We start from the raw sequence: 2,035 nt of genomic DNA, 5'->3' as shown, positions 1-2,035 counted from the left end.
TGTTTGATGAAGATTTTCAAAACCGGGTAGCTCAAGGGATTGCAGATGGAATCACAGAGTATCTCGACGTAAAATAGATCTTCAACAAATCGCTTGTCAACGTCAAGCAAGGAGGGGGACATATGAACAAGAAAATCGTAATTGCAGGTCTGCTGGCACTGTTTGCCATTGCAGGTGCAGGGTGTGCCTCTAAGCAAACAACGGCTCCTGCGACTCCATCTCAGGAAACACAAACTTCGAATGCACAAAATAGTACACCTGAACAGACGACCCCTGAACCTTCGGCTCAATCTGCTGAAAATAATGGGGCGAGTCAAACACCTGCATCTCCGTCAACAGAGCCTACAAAGACCAAGACGGACACGGAAAATTCAGGAGATCGACAAACACAGCAGATTACGGTGTACTATACGGATACACAAGAGAACGGCTTGAAAGAACAGAAAAAGGAAATTACCTATCCAAGCGAGCTGGAAAAATTGCAAAAAGCGTTTGAAGCTCTGCAAAAGAGTGGGGATTCTGCTCTTATCCCGTTGTGGTCCGAGAAAATTTCCGTGCATAAGATCAAATTAGATAACGGTGCATTGACTTTTGATATTTCTCTGCCGGACGAGGCTCGATTGGGAGCTGGCGGCGAGGAATTAGCTATCGATGCCTTGAAGAAAACGATGTTCCAATTCAAGGAAGTCAAAACGCTGGATTTGCTCGTAGATGGTCAATCTTTAGAGTCCTTAATGGGACATGTAGATTTGGATCATCCCATGAGCCGCTAACCGATCAGACGGTATGAAAATTTCTTGGAGATTTACACACTTTTCACGTGCAATCTGTGACAGATAATGATAATATAGGAGTGTATTTCTCGCCTATGCAGGCAGTCATGCACAAATAGTATTCGTTTCTTTCCGGATGATTATTTAGAGTGACCGTCTTGATGCGGGCTATCCCGTATCAAGACGTTTTTTTTGGTAGGAGGTAGGATTTCCGTGAATGCAGCAACCGCACGTCATATATTGGACACCATCGGTACGATGTTTCCGGATGCCCATTGTGAGTTGAACCATGACAATGCTTTTGAATTAACGATCGCCGTGTTATTGTCTGCTCAATGCTCCGATCAGATGGTCAATAAAGTAACGGCAGACCTGTTTCAAAAATACAAGTCACCTGAGGATTATTTGGCTGTTCCTCTTGAGGAACTGGAGCAGGATATTCGCAGAATCGGCTTGTACCGAAACAAGACCAAGCATATTCATAACCTCTGTCGTATTTTAATAGACCAGTACGGGGGAGAGATACCTTCGGAGCACGATCAACTGGTTAAGCTACCGGGTGTTGGCCGTAAGACGGCTAACGTCGTAGTATCTACTGCTTTTAATGTACCAGCTATTGCGGTAGATACGCATGTAGAGCGTATTTCCAAACGGCTCGGTTTTGCAGGGTGGGATGATTCAGTGCTTGAGGTGGAAAAAAAGCTGATGAAGAGGGTACCTAGGGATGAATGGTCTTTGACCCACCACAGGCTTATTTTTTTCGGACGCTACCATTGTAAAGCTCAAAATCCTCAATGTCAGGTATGTCCGTTACTTGATGTGTGCAGGGAAGGCAAGAAACGTATGAAAACGTCTCTTATCAGAAAAGATAAGGAACGTAGAGCTTAAAGACCCACAGAGTAACAGAGGGTGTAACCATTTATGTGTAGAAAAGGATGAAGAGTATGAAGTGCATTTCGGTATATACAGACAATTTTGAAGCGTTCTCTGATATTTTTGAGCAAATTGTAACAACAGAATTTGCTGAAAACGAAGAGCGCGAGCTTGAGGGAATCACAGTTAGTCATTCCGGTGATGTACCTGAACATTATCTGGAGCGTATGTCACAAAAGCCAGAAGTGGTCGTAATGAAGGACAAATCCCGTGGGATTACGATTTTACAGCATGGTCAAGTATTTGAAATTTTGCTGCCAGTGCTTGAGACTGCAGCCAATTAAGTTCAATTCGCGGACGACATGCGTTGCATGTTCCGGTGTAGGCGG

General features: G+C 44.2%; 3 protein-coding genes. All 3 read left to right on the top strand.

What is annotated here, in order from left to right:
- Nucleotides 1-122 precede the first annotated feature (122 nt).
- The 3 genes from GRP75_RS25470 to GRP75_RS25460 all read left to right on the top strand — a co-directional run bounded on the left by GRP75_RS25470 (nucleotide 123) and on the right by GRP75_RS25460 (nucleotide 1,990).
- The gene (locus GRP75_RS25470; protein WP_023989082.1) at nucleotides 123-773 is read left to right on the top strand and encodes a GerMN domain-containing protein; all 651 of its coding nucleotides are present in this window, start codon (nucleotides 123-125) and stop codon (nucleotides 771-773) included.
- A gap of 213 nt (nucleotides 774-986) precedes the next feature.
- Nucleotides 987-1,661: an endonuclease III gene (gene nth, locus GRP75_RS25465; RefSeq protein ID WP_160790718.1), complete on the top strand. Its 675-nt coding sequence runs from the start codon at nucleotides 987-989 to the stop codon at nucleotides 1,659-1,661.
- Nucleotides 1,662-1,717: 56 nt separating this feature from the next.
- Nucleotides 1,718-1,990, top strand: a complete 273-nt coding sequence (locus GRP75_RS25460) for a hypothetical protein (protein ID WP_013310628.1) — start codon at nucleotides 1,718-1,720, stop codon at nucleotides 1,988-1,990.
- The last annotated feature ends 45 nt before the right edge of the window (nucleotides 1,991-2,035 follow it).

Origin of the sequence: Paenibacillus sp. OT2-17 (assembly GCF_009827695.1) — a bacterium.
In the GTDB taxonomy this organism is placed as follows: Bacteria; Bacillota; Bacilli; order Paenibacillales; family Paenibacillaceae; genus Paenibacillus; species Paenibacillus polymyxa_B.
This window is presented reverse-complemented; position numbering and strand designations above follow the sequence as displayed.

Bases quoted from the DNA above. Each gene is read 5' to 3' on its own strand.
- GRP75_RS25470 (WP_023989082.1), top strand. From the start codon at position 123: ATGAACAAGAAAATCGTAATTGCAGGTCTGCTGGCACTGTTTGCCATT.
- GRP75_RS25460 (WP_013310628.1), top strand. From the start codon at position 1,718: ATGAAGTGCATTTCGGTATATACAGACAATTTTGAAGCGTTCTCTGAT.